The organism is Rhodococcus koreensis (assembly GCF_017068375.1).
Classification (GTDB): domain Bacteria; phylum Actinomycetota; class Actinomycetes; order Mycobacteriales; family Mycobacteriaceae; genus Rhodococcus_F; species Rhodococcus_F koreensis.
Map to the genome: position 1 here is coordinate 2968700 of NZ_CP070609.1, position 15788 is coordinate 2984487.

General features: G+C 68.1%; 14 protein-coding genes. 2 read left to right on the forward strand and 12 right to left on the reverse strand.

Translation table 11 applies throughout. The features are described from left to right. Positions 1 to 61: 61 nt before the first annotated feature. The 6 genes from JWS14_RS13735 to JWS14_RS13760 form a co-directional block, all read right to left on the reverse strand. Positions 62 to 1204, reverse strand: a complete 1143-nt coding sequence (locus JWS14_RS13735; RefSeq protein WP_072937236.1) for an acyl-CoA dehydrogenase family protein — start codon at positions 1202 to 1204, stop codon at positions 62 to 64. A 12-nt stretch (positions 1205 to 1216) separates the two neighbouring features. Next, entirely contained in the window at positions 1217 to 2410 is a 1194-nt protein-coding gene (locus JWS14_RS13740; RefSeq protein ID WP_072937235.1) for an acyl-CoA dehydrogenase, read from the reverse strand. Positions 2411 to 2421: 11 nt separating this feature from the next. Then, positions 2422 to 4101, reverse strand: a complete 1680-nt coding sequence (locus JWS14_RS13745; protein ID WP_206013512.1) for a class I adenylate-forming enzyme family protein — start codon at positions 4099 to 4101, stop codon at positions 2422 to 2424. A gap of 25 nt (positions 4102 to 4126) precedes the next feature. Further along, positions 4127 to 4861: an SDR family NAD(P)-dependent oxidoreductase gene (locus JWS14_RS13750; RefSeq protein WP_072937233.1), complete on the reverse strand. Its 735-nt coding sequence runs from the start codon at positions 4859 to 4861 to the stop codon at positions 4127 to 4129. Between the two features lie 31 nt (positions 4862 to 4892). After that, on the reverse strand, positions 4893 to 5687 hold the full coding sequence (locus JWS14_RS13755; protein ID WP_072937232.1) for an enoyl-CoA hydratase-related protein: 795 nt from the start codon (positions 5685 to 5687) through the stop codon (positions 4893 to 4895). Positions 5688 to 5810: 123 nt separating this feature from the next. After that, complete coding sequence (locus JWS14_RS13760; RefSeq protein WP_206013513.1) at positions 5811 to 6962, reverse strand: acyl-CoA dehydrogenase family protein; 1152 nt, start codon at positions 6960 to 6962, stop codon at positions 5811 to 5813. Between the two features lie 153 nt (positions 6963 to 7115). Here JWS14_RS13760 and JWS14_RS13765 point away from each other — a divergent pair, with 153 nt between their 5' ends. After that, entirely contained in the window at positions 7116 to 8066 is a 951-nt protein-coding gene (locus tag JWS14_RS13765; protein ID WP_206013514.1) for a hypothetical protein, read from the forward strand. A gap of 161 nt (positions 8067 to 8227) precedes the next feature. Next, positions 8228 to 8839, forward strand: coding sequence for a TetR/AcrR family transcriptional regulator (locus tag JWS14_RS13770; protein ID WP_012689589.1), 612 nt, complete (start codon positions 8228 to 8230; stop codon positions 8837 to 8839). Positions 8840 to 9123: 284 nt separating this feature from the next. On the opposite strand, the gene JWS14_RS13775 is transcribed toward JWS14_RS13770, so the two are convergent. The 6 genes from JWS14_RS13775 to JWS14_RS13800 form a co-directional block, all read right to left on the reverse strand. Then, entirely contained in the window at positions 9124 to 10287 is a 1164-nt protein-coding gene (locus JWS14_RS13775; protein WP_095862234.1) for a thiolase family protein, read from the reverse strand. Positions 10288 to 10317: 30 nt separating this feature from the next. After that, positions 10318 to 11097: a crotonase/enoyl-CoA hydratase family protein gene (locus JWS14_RS13780; RefSeq protein WP_206013515.1), complete on the reverse strand. Its 780-nt coding sequence runs from the start codon at positions 11095 to 11097 to the stop codon at positions 10318 to 10320. Next, positions 11094 to 11858 (reverse strand): SDR family NAD(P)-dependent oxidoreductase, encoded by a 765-nt coding sequence (locus tag JWS14_RS13785; RefSeq protein WP_095862232.1) that lies wholly within the window; start codon positions 11856 to 11858, stop codon positions 11094 to 11096. The genes JWS14_RS13780 and JWS14_RS13785 overlap by 4 nt, the downstream gene beginning before the upstream one ends. Positions 11859 to 11920: 62 nt before the next feature. Beyond that, positions 11921 to 13069 (reverse strand): acyl-CoA dehydrogenase family protein, encoded by a 1149-nt coding sequence (locus tag JWS14_RS13790; protein ID WP_206013516.1) that lies wholly within the window; start codon positions 13067 to 13069, stop codon positions 11921 to 11923. Positions 13070 to 13116: 47 nt separating this feature from the next. Then, a complete protein-coding gene (locus JWS14_RS13795; RefSeq protein ID WP_072937225.1) occupies positions 13117 to 14307 on the reverse strand; it encodes a CaiB/BaiF CoA transferase family protein in 1191 nt (396 codons plus the stop codon). Next, positions 14304 to 15623 (reverse strand): MFS transporter, encoded by a 1320-nt coding sequence (locus JWS14_RS13800; protein ID WP_206013517.1) that lies wholly within the window; start codon positions 15621 to 15623, stop codon positions 14304 to 14306. The genes JWS14_RS13795 and JWS14_RS13800 overlap by 4 nt, the downstream gene beginning before the upstream one ends. Positions 15624 to 15788 lie beyond the last annotated feature (165 nt).

Sequence of the window (15788 nt, forward strand, 5' to 3'; positions counted from 1 at the left end):
CCTGCGGTGAATGGGTATTCACAGTATCCCGCGCGGGACCGGAACCGCAGTCCGGTCCGGGTCAGATACCGAGATCCTTCGCGACGATCGTCTTCATGATCTCGGTGGTGCCGCCGTAGATGGTCTGGATCCGCGCGTCCACGAACGCGCGCGCCACCGCATATTCGCGCATGTAGCCGTATCCGCCGTGGAGTTGCAGGCACCGGTCGGCGACGCGGACCTGCAGTTCGGTGGTCCACCACTTGAGCCGCGCCGCACGGGCCGCGGTCAGGTCTCCGCGGACGTGCTGGCGGATGCAGTCGTCGAGGTAGGTGCGGGCCAGGTCGAGTTCCGTGGCCACTTCCGCGAGAACGAATTGGGTGTTCTGGAATCCGGCGATCGGCTGTCCGAAGGCGCTGCGCTCCTTCACGTACGCCAGGGTCTGCTCGAGGACTCCTTCGGCGGCCGCGACGGCGCCGACGGACAGGGACAGCCGCTCCTGCGGCAGGTTGTGGACGAGCTGATAGAAGCCCTGCCCCTCCTCCCCGAGCAGGTTGGCCACCGGAACGCGCATGTCGGTGAACGTCAGCTCGCTGGTGTCCTGAGCGTGCAGCCCGATCTTCTCCAGGTTGCGGCCACGGGAGAACCCGGGCGTGTCCGACTCGACGACGAGCAGCGACAGCCCCTTGTGCTTGTCCGGCGACGTGCGCACGGCAACGACGAAGAGCGTGCCGTTCTGGCCGTTGGAGATGAACGTCTTGCTGCCGTTCACCACGTAGTGCTCGCCGTCGCGGACCGCCGTGGTGCGGATGCCGGTGAGGTCGCTTCCGGTGCCCGGCTCGGTCATCGCGATGCCGAGAATCGTCTCCCCGGTGACGGTTCCCGGAAGCCACCGGGCCTTCTGTTCCTCGGTCGTCATGTCCGTCAGGTACGGCAGCACGACGTCGTTCTGGAGGGAGAACGCGATACCCGCGGATGCGGCACCCGCACGGTTGACCTCGTCGACGACGATCGCGTTGTAGCGGAAGTCCTCGACGCCGGGACCTCCGTACGCCTCGGGGACCGGGAAGCCGAGCAGCCCCTGCTTACCCGCTTCGGTGAACAGTGCCGGGTCGAGACAGCTTTCGTTCTCCCACTGCTCGTGCCGCGGGACGATTCGCTCGCGAACGAAGCTGCGGACGCTGTCCCGGAACTGCTGGTGCTCGGATTCGTATTCGATGGTCATGGTGTTCGTCTCCTATCCGCGGAACGCGTTCTCGCCGGTGAAGGCCTGCCCGAGAACCAGCTGATGCATCTCGGGTGTCCCCTCGTAGGTCAGGACCGATTCGAGGTTGACCATGTGCCGGATGACGGGGAACTCCAAGGAGATTCCGTTGCCGCCCAGGATGGTGCGCGCCGTGCGGCAGATCTCGATGGCCTCACGCGTGTTGTTGAGTTTGCCGAAGCTGACCTGGTCCGGTCGCAGCCCGGCCGTGTCCTTCAGCCTGCCGAGGTGCAGCGACAACAGCTGCCCCTTGTGCAGTTCCACCGCCATGTCGGCCAACTTGGCCTGCGTGAGCTGGAATCCGCCGATGGGTCGTCCGAACTGGGCGCGGTCCTTCGAGTACTGCAGGGCAGCCTCCCACGCGGACCGCGCCGCGCCCATCGCACCCCACACGATGCCGTAGCGCGCCTCGGACAGGCTGCTGAGCGGGGCGCGCACGCCACGGGCGCCGGGGAGCATCGCCGATTCGGGCAGTCGGACGTCGTCCAGCACCAGTTCGCTGGTGACCGAGGCGCGCAACGACATCTTGTGCTTGATCACGGGCGCGCTGAAACCCGGGGTGTCGGTCGGAACGATGAATCCGCGGACCCCGTCGTCGGTGGCCGCCCACACCACCGCGACGTCGGCGATGCTGCCGTTGGTGATCCACATCTTGCGGCCGCTGAGGATCCAGTCCGAGCCGTCCCGCTTGGCACGCGTCGACATCGACGCCGGGTCGGAGCCCGCGTCCGGTTCGGTGAGACCGAAGCAGCCGATGATCTCACCGGCCGCCATGCCGGGCAGCCATTGATTCTTCTGCTCCTCGGAGCCGTTGTTCCAGATCGAGAACATGGCCAGGGAGCCCTGCACCGACACGAGGGAGCGGATGCCGGAGTCGCAGGCCTCGAGTTCGAGGCAGGCGAGACCGTAGTGGACGGCCGACGATCCGCCGCACCCGTAGCCCTCGAGGTGCATCCCGAGGACGCCGAGTTTCCCGAATTCCTTCGCCAGTTCGCGGGCTCCCGGCAGTTCGCCGGCCTCGAACCAGTCGGCGACGTGCGGTGTGACGTGCTCGGCGCAGAATTTCCGGACGGTGTCGCGCACGGCGAGTTCGTCGTCCGAGTACAGCGTGTCGATGTCGAGTGGGTCGACGGCGCTGAAGGGCCGCGGATGGGAATGGGTGGTCATGACGGTGTCCTTTACGAGCCGATGGTGTGGGATCCGCGGGCGGCCGGGGTGACGAATGCCCCGCTCTCGAACTCCCTGCGCGCGGTGTCGGTTGCCTTGTAGTGCAGCTTCTTTCCCGTCGCCGACACGGGGAGCGATTCGACGAAGCGGTACGCACGGGGGCGCTTGAACTGCGACAGCATCGGATGCCTGCGACAGAAGTCGTCCAGTTCTTCGGCGGACGGGACCGGTGCGGTGGCGACGACGTACGCGACGACGACCTGCCCCCACTTGTCGTCCGGAACACCGACGACGAGCGAATCCGTCACCGACGCGTGCTCGTTCAGCGCTTCCTCGATCTGCACCGGGTGGACGTTCTCGCCGCCGGACAGGAGCATGTCGTCCTTGCGTCCGACGATCGTCACGAACTCCTTCTCGTCCCAGGTGGCGAGGTCGCCGATGTGCAGCCAGCCGTTCCGGAACTTCTGCTTCTCCTGCTCCGGGGCATCGAAATAGGCGTTGGCGCCTTTCGGGGAGCGGACGATGACCTCGCCGATCTCGGTTCCGTCCCTCGCGACCGTCTCGTGCGCGTCGGCGAGGCGGTCGTCGAACAACTTGACCACGGCGACGTCGTCGTCGATGCAGGCCCGCCCCGCGGACCCGGCCATGTCCGGCAGATCCGTGGGCCGCAGGAAGGTGTTCCAGAAACCTTCGGTGCTGCCGTAGCCGTTGAAGATTCGCGGGTTCAGCACCTTCTGGTAGTGCAGCGCCGCCTCCCGCTCGAGGGGCGCACCCATCGTGACGACGCCTTTCAGGGTGGACAGGTCGCGGGGCTTGTCCTCCTGGGCACGCGCGAGCATCGCCAGGTTGGTCGGGGCGCCGATCAGGAACGTCAGCCCGTACTCCTCGACGTGGTCGAGCGTGACGTCGGCGTCGAAGCTGCGCAGCGCCACCAGCGACGCACCGAGATAGAACGTGGGATTCGGTCCGGCGCAGTACAGCCCACCGCGGTGGAACCACGGCGTCATGTTCAGCGTCTTGTCTTCCGCCGTCAGCGGGAAGTGCATGATCACGTCGTGGGCGCTGAAGATCTCGATCATGCTGTTGAGCGGGACGCCCTTCGGCATGCCGGTCGTTCCCGACGTGAACAGCCGGGTGGTCTCGTCCCACACCGTGCGAGTCACGTCCGGCGGCGACGCCGACTCGGCGACGAGGTCGTCGAACCGGATCACCTCGAAGCCGTTCCCCGGCACGGGCTCTCCCGGACCAACGGCGACGACGAGCGCGGGCTTGTGCGTGGAGCGCGCCAGCGCGTCCCGCACCATCTCGCCGATCTCGGTGTCGTAGACGAACACCGTGGGACGGTTCGCGTCGAGGACGAACGCCGTCTCGCCGGACGCGAGGCGGAAGTTCATCGGCGATCCGACTGCCCCGCAGGCCTGCCCGGCCAGGTACAGCTGGGCGAACTCGGGGCCGTTGAACAACTGGTAGGCCACGACGTCGCCGGGACCCACACCGGCGCGGGCGAGGCCGGTGGCGAGCCGGTCGACCCGGTCGCCGAGTTCGGCGTACGTCCAGCTCTCGCCGGTCGACGGGGACTGCATCGCGAGTCGATCGGCGTACCGGTGCGTGTTGCGCCGGAAGCCGTTCAGATAGGTGAAGTCGTGCTCGAAGTACTGACGATAGGCGTGGGCATCGTATGCGTACGTCATGATGAGTCCTCCGTCCCGGCGCCGGTCAGCCGGCCATGGTGAGGCCACCGCTGACGCTGATCACCTGGCCGGTGATGAACGATGCGGATTCGGACGCGAGGAACACGACCGGCGCCGCAACCTCCTCCGGGCGCGCGAGCCTGCGGAACGGAATAGCCTTGACCAGAGCCTCTTTCAGCTTCTCCGCCTGCGCCTGGAACAGCGGCGTGTCGGTCGGGCCGGGGCACACGCAGTTGACGTTGATCCCGTGCCGGGCCATCTCCCGCGCCAGCGACTTCGACAGGGCGATCACACCGCCCTTCGCACCCGCGTAGATGCTCTCCCCCGCACTACCGACGCGGCCGGCATCGCTGGCGAGGTTGACGACCCGCCCACCGTTACCCGCGTCCACCATGCCGGGGAGGAAGGCGCTGCACATGTGCACGGGCCCGAGGTAGTTGATGGCGACGACCTTCTCGGCGAATTCGGTGGTGGCGTTGAGGAACTGGTCGGTGCGGTCCCATCCCGCCGCATTGACGAGGATGTTCGCGACCCCCACCTCGGCCGTCACCCGGTCGCGCAGGGCGTCGACCTGCGTCCGGTCGGCGACGTCGACGGTCATCGGAAAAAGCAGGTCGGGCCGTTCCGCCGCGGTCTTCTCCGCGGCCTGCAGGTCGAGGTCGGCGACGACCACCCGGTCGCCCTGCTCGGCGAGTGCGAGCGCGATGGCGCGGCCGATGCCGGATCCTGCGCCGGTGACCACTGCGATGTTGTTGCTCATGGTGTGTTTCCCCTTCCCGTGTGTGTCGGACTCAGGCGTTCACGTACTTGTTGAACTCGGGCTTGCGCTTCTCCGCGAACGCCGTCGCCCCCTCGAGGCCCTCGGGTGAATGCGTGAACAGGTCGAGCGCAGACATCGCGAGGTTGCTCAGCCCGGCCTGGTGGTCGGTGTCGGCGTTGAACGACTGCTTCAGGAAACGCAGGGTGGTGGGGCTCTTCTCGGCGATCTCCGCGGCGACGGCCTTCGCCTCGTCGAGCAACCGGTCCGCGGGGACGACCCAGTTGACCAGACCCCAGCGTTCGGCGGTGACGGCGTCGTACTGACGGCAGAGGTACCAGATCTCGCGGGCCCGCTTCTCACCGACGACTCGCGCCAGGAACGCCGAGCCAAAGCCCGCGTCGAACGAGCCCACACGCGGTCCCGCCTGGCCGAACTTCGCGGTCTCGGACGCGATGGTGAGGTCGCAGAGAACGTGGAGCACGTGGCCGCCGCCGACGGCGATGCCGTTGACCGCCGCGATGACGGGCTTGGGGACGTCGCGGATGAGTTTGTGCAGGTTGCCGATCTCGAACATGCCGCTCTCGGTGGGGCCGTAGTCGCCGGTCTCCGCTCGCTGCTTGACGTCGCCGCCCGTGCAGAACGCCTTCTCCCCCGCACCGGTGAGGATGATCGCCTGCACCGTGTCGTCGGCCCATGCCGAGCGGAACGCCTTGATCAGTTCCTCGACGGTCTTACCGCGAAATGCGTTGTAGCGCGCGGGGCGGTTGATCGTGACGACCGCCGCCGGGCCGTCGACCTCGTAGGTGATGTCTTCGTAGTCGGTCACGGTGATTCCTTTCCGGGAAGCCGGTAATGAGAGTGGGTTCAAAGATTGTGAACATTGATTCGGTACAAATGAACGTACATTCACTGCGCGGAGTGTGTCAAGGGTCACGCAGCCCTGCGACCGCTAGAGGAAGGCGCTGATCCCGGTCTCCGCCCGGCCGATCAGCAACTTCTGGATCTGGCTCGTGCCCTCGTACAGCGTCATCACCCGCGCATCGCGCATGTACTTGGCGACGGGGTACTCGTCGACGTAGCCGTAACCGCCGAACAGCTGGATCGCGTTGTTGGCGGCACGAACCGCGGCCTCACTGCAGAAGTACTTCGCCTTCGACGCGGCTGTCCCGAACGGCTCCCCGCGCTCGATCAGGTCGGCCGCCCGCCAGGTGAGCAGCCTCCCGGCGTCGGCGTCGACGGACATGTCGGCGATCAGGTCCTGCACGAGTTGGAACGACGCGAGCGGACGGTCGAACTGCGTGCGCTCGCGGGCGTAGTCGACGGCCGCCTCGAGGCAGCCCTGGATGATCCCCACGCATCCGGCGCCCACCGAGACGCGCCCCTTGTCCAGCGAGTGCATCGCGATGGAGAAGCCCTGCCCCTCCGATCCGAGGAGGCAACTCGCCGGCACCCGCACGTCGGTGAACGACAACTCGGCGGTCGCCTGCCCGCGGAGTCCGAGCTTCCCGTGGATCTCGCGGGATTCGAAACCGGGGGTGTCCGTCGGAACCAGGAAAGCCGAAACACCCTTGGGCCCCGGACCTCCGGTGCGCGCGAACACCAGGCACACCTTGGCCCACGTGCCGTTGGTGATGAAGATCTTGGAACCGTTGATGACGTACTCGTCGCCGCTGCGCACCGCCTTGGTCTTCAGATTTCCGGGGTCCGACCCGTTGTCGGGCTCGGTGAGACCGAAACAGGCGAGCGCCTCACCGGACGCGATGCGGGGCAACCATTCGTGTTTCTGCTCCTCGGTGCCGTGCGAGAGGATCACCTTCCCCACCAGCCCCATCGACACCGACACGATGCCCCGGACCGCGGAGTCCGCCCGGCCGAGTTCCTCCATCCCGAGGCAGTAGGTGACGTAGTCGCCACCCAGCCCGCCGTACTCCTCGGGAATGGTCATGCCGAAGAAGCCGATGTCGGCGAGTTTCCCGACGATCGCGGTGTCCACCGACTCGGCGCGGTCCCATTCGGCGCGGTGCGGGACGACCTCTTTGTTCAGAAAGTCGCGGGCCAGCTGCCGGAACTCCTTCTGCTCCTCGGTCAGTGTCAGGTCCATGGAATGCTCCTCGATGCCGCAGCGAATGAATGATCATTGAATTTGAGCGATCGCTCATAACAAATGAAGCATTATTCATTTCGCAGGAGTCGTCAACCCTCGAGGAGTGCGAAGGTCTGGTCCGGTGCCGGGTCGCCTGGGTAGGCTCGACCCATGCCGGTCACCTGGTCGGACGATGTCGACGAGGTCATCCGCGACGACCTCACCAGCGGGTTCGCGTACGTCACGCCCGCGGGAGGCGCTGTGGTGGCCGCGGTGGCACCCTTCGGGTTGCGTGACCGCGAGCGGGGCACCGTCGGATTCACCACCTCACTGGGCTTCGGCCGCAAGCTCGAGCGCATCAAGGCGGAACCGCGGGTGGCGCTCGCCTTCCACGCGCGTGAGCACGGAATCGGCGACGGCACCAACCGGCGCTACGTGCTCGTACAGGGCGACGCGACGTTCGATCCCAGCCCCGACCGGGACGCCCTCGACGCCCTCGGCGAGCGTTCGGCCCCCTATGTGGGTGCGCCGCGGCGTGGCCGATTCTGGGACCGCTGGCTCAGCGCGTACTACACCGACCGGGTGCTGGTGACGGTCGTGGTGACGCGGGTGACCGCCTGGCCCGACCTGCGCACGACCGGCGAACCCGAGGTCTACGGCGCACCGCTCCCCGACGCCGACGCGGCGCCACAGGCGCCGCCGAAGAAGGGCACCGCGCCGCGGGTGGATGCGGTGAAGACCGGTGAGCGCGCCCGGAAGCTGCCGCACGTGCTGCTCGCCTACCGCGAGGCGGACGGCTATCCGACCGTCGTGCCGGTCGACGTGAACTCGGCGAGCAACGAGGGCGTGCGTTTGAGGGTCCCTGCCGGGGTGCCGCAGGGCGGTCGTCGCGCCGGACTGCTCGCCCACGCGTACCGGCCCCAGCTCGTCGGCCTCGAGTCGCGTCAGAACACCGGCTGGCTCGAGGTCACCGGCACCGAGGCGGTGTACGCACCGCACACGCAGGCCGGGTTCACCGCGCCGCCGAACAAGACGATCCTGCTCCTGGCCAACGGATTCCTGGCCCGCCGTGGCCTCGCGAAAGCCCGGAAGGAAGGCCGCACCCAGGCCCTGGGCCGATGAGCCGGACGACGCCGCGGTTCGCGTAGCGACTCGGCCCGTTCACGTGGTTCACCACTGCCGGGTCGGTCACGGTATTCTCAGCTGAACCGAACCTTCGGTCGGCTCCTGTGGATGACGGCGCACCGATGCGATGGAGTTCTGCACCTGGAAGGATTGCGCGCATGACTACGGCACGCCCCGCACGGAAGACCGGTTCGCCCGGACGGCCCGGCTACGACCTCGACTCGCTGCTCGCTGTCGCGGTCAAGGTGTTCAACGACAAGGGCTACGACGGCACCAGCATGGAGGTGCTGGCCCAGCGCCTGGGAATCACGAAGTCGTCGATCTATCACCACGTGTCCGGGAAGTCGGAGCTCCTCGAACTGGCGCTGTCGCGCGCGCTCAACGCGCTCTTCGCGGTCACCACCGAGGAGAAGGCGACGAGCGGCCGGTACATCGACCGCCTCGAGTACCTCGTCCGCCGCAGTGTCGAGGTACTCGCCGCCGAACTCCCGTACGTCACGCTCCTGCTGCGCGTCCGGGGCAACACCGCGGTGGAACGTCGCGCACTCGCCCGCCGCCGCGAGTTCGACGCCTTCGTCAGCGACCTCGTGGTCGCGGCGGCGGAAGAGGGCGACCTGCGGCCCGGAATCGATCCCGCACTCACCAGCCGGCTCGTGTTCGGCACGGTCAACTCGCTGATCGAGTGGTACCGCCCCCGCACCGGCGGGACGGTCGCCGACCTCGCCGACGCCGTCGTCGAGCTGACGTTCGACGGGCTGCGCCGCGCCTGAGCGAGACGTCACTGGTGCGCCCTACGACGAGAGGCTGGACCTCGATCGAATCGTCCACCGTCTTGCCCGTTCGGACAGTTGGGTGCGCAGCCGCGCTCGGACATCGGCAGGCACTTCTCCTGCAGCGACACTCTCCAGAATCGTCGACAGTCTCCGGTCGAATCCGGGTGTCGTCATACCGAACCCGATCCAGATCTCGTCGGGAGGTGGACCACCGTAGGGCAGCCACCGGCACGCGAACTCGAGGATGGCTGCGTCCACCCTCTCCAACCCGCTAGCCACGGTCAGACCGTGACGGCGAGGTTTTCGAAGATGGTGGCATTGGCCATGCCGCCGCCTTCGCACATCGTCTGCAGTCCGTAGCGGACGCCCTCGGCGCGCAGGTGATGCACGAGGGTGGTGGCGAGCCGGGCCCCGGATCCGCCGAGCGGATGCCCGAGAGCGATCGCTCCGCCGAGCGCGTTGACCCGTTCGTCCGGTGCCCCGGTCGCCCGCAGCCAGGCACCGACGACGCTGGCGAAGGCCTCGTTGACCTCGAAGGCTCCGATGTCGTCGAGGGTCAGGCCTGCGCGGGCGAGCACCCGCGCGGTGGCGGGGATGGGTCCGGCCAGCATCGCGACCGGGTCGTCGCCGACGACGGTTGCGGTGTGTACCCGAGCCAGCGGGGTCAGTCCGAGGTCGCGGGCCCGGTCGCCGGACATCACCAGCAGTGCTGCGGCGCCGTCGGAGATCTGTGAGGCGTTGCCCGCGGTGATGCGGCCGTCCTCGCCGAAAGCCGGCTCCAACTGGGCGAGCTTCTCGAGGGTCGTGGTTCGGCGGATCCCCTCGTCGGCGTCGAGTTTCGTTCCGTCCGGCAGGGTCACCGGCACGATCTCGCCGGCGAATCGGCCTTCGTCGACCGCCGCGGCGGCGCGCTGATGTGAGCGCAGGCTGTACTCGTCGAGCCAGCCGCGGCTCAGTTCGTACCGGTCGGCGAGGATCTCGGCGCCGCGGCCCTGGTTGAACTCGATGCCGTCGTAGCGTCGCCGAATCGCCTCGCTGTTCGGGTCACCGAGGCCGACGCGCCGCGCCGATCCCATCGGGATGCGGGTCATCGACTCGACGCCGCCCGCGACGACGATGTCGTACTGGCCCGCGATCACTCCCGCCGCGGCGAAATGCAGTGCCTGCTGGCTCGATCCGCACTGCCGCTCGATCGTGGTGCCGGGAACCGACTCGGGCCATCCGGCGGCCAGCACCGCGTTGCGTGCAATGTTGCCGGCCTGCTCACCGACCTGTCCGACGCATCCCCACACGACGTCGTCGACCGACGCGGCGTCGACCCCGGCCCGGTCGAGCAGCGCGGTCAGGACGGTCGCGGACAGGTCGACGGGGTGGACCTCAGCGAGGCCGCCCTTGCGGCGGCCGATGGGGCTCCGTACGGCCTCGACGATGACTGCATCACGCATGGTGTGTTCCTGTTCTCTCGTTCTCGGTGATCACGTCGCGGTCCAGACCGGGGCGCGGCGTTCGGTGAAGGCGGCGGCGCCCTCGCGGGCGTCGTCGGAGTCGAAGACCGGCATCACGATCTGCCGGGTCCGCTCGAACATCTCCGCGTGCGGCCAGCCGGGAGACTCGTCGATGACCCGCTTGCTGGCCCGGACTGCGAGCGGCCCGTTGCCGGCGATCTCGTCGGCGAGTTCGAGCGCCGCCGCCAACACCTCGCCCTCGGGGGCCAGCCGGTTGACCAGCCCCAGCGGGTGCAGTTGCGCGGCGGTCACGGTCTTGCCGGTGAGCACCATCTCCAGCGCCACCGCTCGCGGCAGCCGTGCGGGCAGCCGGGTCAACCCGCCCGCGGCGGCGACCAGGCCGCGGCGGACCTCGGGCAGGCCGAACGTCGCGGTCGGCGCGGCGACGACGAGGTCCGCCGCCAGGACGATCTCGAAACCGCCCGCGAGCGCGGGACCGTCGACGGCGGCGATCAGGGGCTTGGCGGGCGGCGCCTCCACCAGCCCGGCGAATCCGCGACCCTCGACGCGTGGGCTCTCACCCCGCAGGAAGGCCTTGAGATCCATTCCTGCGCAGAAGTATCCGCCGGCTCCGGTGAGCACACCCACTCGCAGCCGCGGATCGGAGTCCAGCAGTTGAACCGCCTCGGCGACGGCCTCCGCGACCGCACGGTCCACCGCGTTGCGGGCCTGCGGTCGGTTCAGCGTGATGACCAGCACCGGCCCCACCCGTTCCGTCAGCACGACCGGTGCGGGCGCCTCTGCGGTCACCTCGGTGCCATCCGGATCGCACCGTCGAGGCGGATCGTCTCCCCGTTGAGCATCCCGTTCTCGATGATGTGCTCGGCCAGCGCGGCGAACTCGGACGGCTCGCCGAGCCGCTGCGGATGCGGAACCGAGGCCGCCAGCGCGTCCCGGATGTCGTCGCGCGCATTGAGCAGGAGGGGTGTCGCGAACACGCCGGGCGCGATGGTGCACACCCGGATCCCGACGCCGGCGAGGTCGCGGGCGGCGGGCAGTGTCATCCCCACGATTCCCGCCTTGGACGTCGCATAGTTGATCTGCCCGATCTGGCCCTCGTACGCGGCGACGGACGCGGTCAGGACACATACGCCGCGGTCGCCGCCCCGCAATTCGTTCGCGGCCATCGCCTCGGCCGCGAACCGCAGCACGTTGAACGTCCCGATCACGTTGAGCCGGATCACCGACTCGAAAGGCTCGAGGTCGGCGGCCTTGCGGTCCTTGGTGAGCACGCGCATCGGCCGTCCGCGGCCTGCGCAGTGCACGACGGCCCGCACCGGGCCGCGCTCGGCCGCGGCGGCGAAGGCCGCGGCCACCGCGTCGCCGTCGGTCACGTCGGTCGGTACGAACCGTGCGGCGGGCCCGAGCGCCGCGGCCTGCTCTGCCCCCGGCGAACCGGGGAGATCGAGCAGGGTGACGGTGGCGCCGGACTCGACCAGCCGGGTGGCGGTGGCGAGTCCGAGTCCGGATGCTCCGCCCGTGACGACGGCGTTGATGTCCTTGATCTGCATGGATGAACCTTCGATGTGGCCGGGCCCCAGTGGTGCCCGGAATGGTGTGGAGTGCGAGATGCCTAGAGCCCCATCGACTTCGAGATGACACTCTTCATGACTTCGCTGGTGCCGCCGAAGATCCGGGTGACGCGGGCATCGGCGTACAGTCGCGCGATCGGGTACTCGGTCATGTAGCCGTAGCCACCGTGCACCTGCAGGCACTTGTCGATGACCCGGGCCTGCACCTCGGTGCAGAACAGCTTCACCTTGGCCGCGTCGGCGGGAGTGAGGGTGCCGGCGTCCAGGGCGATCAGCGCCTGGTCGACCAGGGCCTGCCCGGCCTGCAACTCGGTCGCGCACTCGGCGAGTACGAACTTCGTGTTCTGGAAGCCGGCGAGCGGCTTACCGAACACCATCCGCTCCTTGGCGTACGCGATCGCCAGGTCCACCGCGGCGGTGGCCGTGGCCTGCGCGGTGATCGCGATCGACAGCCGCTCCTGCGGCAGGTTGTGGGCCAGCATCTTGAAGGCGGCGCCCTCCTCGCCGAGCAGGTTGGCCGCGGGCACCCGGACGTTGTCGAAGGTGAGTTCGGCGGTGTCGCTCGACTTCATCCCGATCTTGTGCAGGTTGCGACCGCGAGTGAACCCGGGCATGCCGGATTCGACCACCAGCAGCGACAGACCGCTGCGGCGATTCTCGGGATCCTTCGAGGTCCTCGCGACCACGATCGCGAGGTCGGCGTTGATGCCGCCGGTGATGAACGTCTTGTTCCCGTTGAGGACGTAGTCGTCACCGTCGCGGACGGCGGTGGTGGTGACACCGGCGAGGTCGGAGCCGATGCCGGGTTCGGTCATCGCGATCGCGCTGACGAGCGCACCGTCGGCGAAGCCGGGGAACCAGCGGTCGCGTTGTTCCTCATCGGCGTATTCGAGAAAGTACGGGAGCACGGTGTTCAAGTGCACCTGAAAGCCCCCGAGAGAGGCTGCCGCGTAACCGATTTCCTCGTACACGACGGTGTTGAACAGGAAGCTGTCGATGCCGCCGCCGCCGTACTGCTCGGGCACCTGCAGTCCGTTGATGCCGAGTGCCGCGGTCTTGGTGTAGAAGTCGCGGGGGATGCAGCCGGCCGCCTCCCAGTCGGGCAGGTTCGGGACGATCTCCTTGGCGATGAACTGGCGGACCACGTCACGGAAGGCATGGTGGTCGTCGGTGAAGATGGTGCGTTGCATGGTGATTCCTTCGAAAATGGGTCGACGGTGAGTGCCGTCGACGGATTTCAGCGGCCGAGCGCGACGACGCCGTCGGCTGCCAGCGCATCGAGCGCGTCGGTCGGGTAACCGAGTTCGGCGATCACTTCGGCGGTGTGCTGCCCCAGGTCGGGCGCACCTGCCGTCGGGAGCTTCGGGACACTCTCGAGGTGCCACGGCGTGCCGAGTGCGGTCGCAGGCACGCCGTCGGGGCGGCTGACCTCGATGAAGAGCCCGGAGGCCTGGACGTCGGGACTGCGCATCGCCTCGGGATAGGTGTTGATCCGCCCGGCGACGACACCGTTGGCGGCGAGCACGTCCATCGCCTCGTCGCTCGTCATGGTCGCGAACGCGGCGCGCAACTCGGTGAGCAGGGCGGGGCGGTTGCGGACCCGGCTCTCGTTGTCGGCGAACCGGGCGTCGTCGGCGAGTTCCGCCCGGCCCAGCAGTCGGCACAGTCGCCGGAAGTGGACCTCGGAGTAGGCGGAGACCACGACGCTGCCGTCGCTGGTGGGCATGATGTCGGCGGCCGGGGCGACCGTCGGCTGACCGTTGCCCATTCGCCGTGGTTCGTTGCCGGTGTCGAGGTAGGCGCCCCAGTTCGGGGCCTGCAGATGAATGGCGACCTCGAGCAGCGACACCTCGACGGTGTCGCCCTCGCCGGTGCGCAGGCGCCTGATGTACGCGCCGAGGATTGCCTGGGCACAGACGTAGCCGGTGGCGGCGTCGACGATCTGGGCACCGACCTTCTGCGGCTCGCCGTCGTGCTCGCCGGTCACCCACATCAGACCGCTCTCCGCCTGCGCGGCGATGTCGAGGCCGGCTCGATTCCTGGACGGTCCGTGCAAGCCGAACCCGCTCACCGTCGCGTACACGAGGTGCGGATGCGCGGCACGCATCTCCTCCGCGCCCAGACCAAGCTTGTCCATCACCCCGGGGCGCAGATTCTGCACCACGATGTCGGCGCCGGCGATCAGACGGCGGGCGATCTCCTGACCGCGCGGGTCCTTGAGGTCGAGCGCGATTGCCCGCTTGCCGCGGTTGTAGTTCTCCACCATGGCTTTACCGTGCGCGCCGATTCCACGTGCGGACTCGCCGTGCACCGGTTCGACCTTGATCACGTCGGCGCCGAGGTCCACCAGGACCTGGGTGGCGGCGGGGGCAGCGATGAATTGACCGAAGTCGATGACGCGGACGCCGTCGAGGGGCTTGTCGATCATGCGGTCTCCTCGGCACGCCGGCGGATGAGGGTGATGTCACGTTCGGGGTTGACCAGGAACACCGCGATCGCACTACCGACGATCATCAGGATCCCGCTGATCAGGAAGCCGGTGCCGTAGCCGGAGATCTTGTCGGCCGCCCGGCCGACCGAGAAACCGAGTACGAGTGGTGCGACCATGCCGGAGATACTCGACACAGCGCCGAGGCCACCAAGGACCATGCCGCGTTTACGGGACTGCACGACGTCGGCGATTGCCGTCAACGCCACGCCGTACGCCGCGGTGTTGAGCGAGAAGGCCAGGGACACGAGCAGGATCTGCAGCAGTCCGGCCGACACGATGGTGAACCCGACCATGGTGATGCCGGCGCCGGCGATCAGGCCGGCCGACAGGTAGCCGCGCGCAACCTTCCGGGAGACGCCGCGGGAGACGAGGCGATTCGAGAACCATCCGGCAGCGATCGCACCGACCGCCGCGAGTCCGTAGGGAAGCATGACCAGCCGACCGGTGGTCAGGGTGTCGTAGCCGAGACCGTCTTCCAGGTAGACGGGGAGCCAGGACACCTTGAGCGTGGTGGACCAGTACGAGCAGAACATCAACAGCGCGATCCCGATCACGGTCCCGGTGCGCAGGATCGTCCGGTACGGGGCGTCGACGGTGTCGACGACGGTTGCGGTTGCCTGGGCCGGCTCGGCGGCCTCGCCGGGTGCGCCGCGTCCGAGGAGGATCCAGGCGACCACCCAGACCAGACCGACCGTGATCAGGAGGTAGAACGCGGCGTGCCAGTCCCAGCGGACGATGATCCAGGTCAGCACGGGTGCAGCGATGAGGACACCGAGCGAGGATCCGGCGGTGACGAAGCTGCTCGGCAAGGCACGCTTCTCCGGCGGGAACCAGGAGTGAACGGCGTGGTTGGCGAGGGCGAAGGCCGGGCCCTCGGCGAACCCGAGGACGAGCCGGCAGGCCACCAGGACGCCGAAGGTCACGGTGCCGGTCAGGGGCACCATGGTGGCTACCCAGAGCAGCATCAGTCCGGCCAGCAGCCATCGGATACTCACCCTGGACGACAGCCAGCCGAAGAACAGGGCGCCGGCGGCGAACAGCCAGAAGAAGCTGCTCTGGATCATGCCGAACTGTTGCGGCGTCAGGCCCAGATCCTTCTGGATCTGGACGCCGGCGAACGCGATGACGGACTTGTCCGCGAAATTGATGAGCATGAACACGACGAGCAGTCCGGTAATCATCCAGGCGCGCCGGGTCAGCGCCGATCTGGTGCGCCGGGACGCTGCGGTGGTCGGCGTCGATACTTGAGTCATAGGGCCTCTTCGGAAACGAACCGTCGCGACGTGTCTGCGTGGCGTGAACCAGTCCGGACGGATCTCGAATGCGACCTTCGATCGATCCGGATCCCGTCGCAACGGTGTGATCAGGTACACACCATTGAAGTCCCGAGTATCGATCGGGTCAAAGACCAGAAAAGT

Coding starts and splice junctions, on each gene's coding strand:
- JWS14_RS13775 (WP_095862234.1), bottom strand. CDS start 10,287: ATGCGTGATGCAGTCATCGTCGAGGCCGTACGGAGCCCCATCGGCCGC.
- JWS14_RS13740 (WP_072937235.1), bottom strand. CDS start 2,410: ATGACCACCCATTCCCATCCGCGGCCCTTCAGCGCCGTCGACCCACTC.
- JWS14_RS13785 (WP_095862232.1), bottom strand. CDS start 11,858: ATGCAGATCAAGGACATCAACGCCGTCGTCACGGGCGGAGCATCCGGA.
- JWS14_RS13745 (WP_206013512.1), bottom strand. CDS start 4,101: ATGACGTACGCATACGATGCCCACGCCTATCGTCAGTACTTCGAGCAC.
- JWS14_RS13790 (WP_206013516.1), bottom strand. CDS start 13,069: ATGCAACGCACCATCTTCACCGACGACCACCATGCCTTCCGTGACGTG.
- JWS14_RS13760 (WP_206013513.1), bottom strand. CDS start 6,962: ATGGACCTGACACTGACCGAGGAGCAGAAGGAGTTCCGGCAGCTGGCC.
- JWS14_RS13750 (WP_072937233.1), bottom strand. CDS start 4,861: ATGAGCAACAACATCGCAGTGGTCACCGGCGCAGGATCCGGCATCGGC.
- JWS14_RS13795 (WP_072937225.1), bottom strand. CDS start 14,307: ATGATCGACAAGCCCCTCGACGGCGTCCGCGTCATCGACTTCGGTCAA.
- JWS14_RS13770 (WP_012689589.1), top strand. CDS start 8,228: ATGACTACGGCACGCCCCGCACGGAAGACCGGTTCGCCCGGACGGCCC.
- JWS14_RS13800 (WP_206013517.1), bottom strand. CDS start 15,623: ATGACTCAAGTATCGACGCCGACCACCGCAGCGTCCCGGCGCACCAGA.
- JWS14_RS13735 (WP_072937236.1), bottom strand. CDS start 1,204: ATGACCATCGAATACGAATCCGAGCACCAGCAGTTCCGGGACAGCGTC.
- JWS14_RS13765 (WP_206013514.1), top strand. CDS start 7,116: ATGCCGGTCACCTGGTCGGACGATGTCGACGAGGTCATCCGCGACGAC.